A 491-nucleotide genomic window follows, 5' to 3' on the forward strand; every position below is an offset into this window, starting at 1 on the left:
GCCGATAGCTCTACCACTGAGCTACTGCGGAATATGGTGGGCCTAAATGGACTCGAACCATCGACCTCACGCTTATCAGGCGTGCGCTCTAACCAGCTGAGCTATAGGCCCATATTTCTTACAGGGGCAGTAGGAATCGAACCCACACCGGAGGTTTTGGAGACCTCTGTTCTACCTTTAAACTATGCCCCTAAGTGGTGCCGGCTAGAGGACTTGAACCCCCAACCTACTGATTACAAGTCAGTTGCTCTACCAATTGAGCTAAGCCGGCTAGTTTTTTTACAAAAAAAAAAAAAAATGGTGGCTCGGGACGGAATCGAACCGCCGACACGAGGATTTTCAGTCCTCTGCTCTACCGACTGAGCTACCGAGCCTTTATGTAAATGGCGGTCCCGACCGGGGTCGAACCGGCGATCTCCTGCGTGACAGGCAGGCATGTTAACCACTACACCACGGGACCATTGGTTGCGGGGACAGGATTTGAACCTGCG

5 tRNA genes are annotated in these 491 nt (G+C 52.3%); all 5 read right to left on the bottom strand.

The window, feature by feature from the left end:
- Positions 1–34: 34 nt before the first annotated feature.
- Positions 35–111, bottom strand: a tRNA-Ile gene (locus tag MR076_RS26015).
- A gap of 10 nt (positions 112–121) precedes the next feature.
- Positions 122–192 (bottom strand) — tRNA-Trp (locus tag MR076_RS26020).
- A gap of 3 nt (positions 193–195) precedes the next feature.
- Positions 196–271: transfer RNA gene (locus tag MR076_RS26025), tRNA-Thr, on the bottom strand.
- Between the two features lie 27 nt (positions 272–298).
- A tRNA-Phe gene (locus tag MR076_RS26030) sits at positions 299–374 on the bottom strand.
- Between the two features lie 10 nt (positions 375–384).
- A tRNA-Asp gene (locus tag MR076_RS26035) sits at positions 385–460 on the bottom strand.
- Positions 461–491 lie beyond the last annotated feature (31 nt).

Origin of the sequence: Bacillus cereus group sp. BfR-BA-01380 (assembly GCF_022663535.1) — a bacterium.
Taxonomy (GTDB): Bacteria; Bacillota; Bacilli; order Bacillales; family Bacillaceae_G; genus Bacillus_A; species Bacillus_A cereus_BB.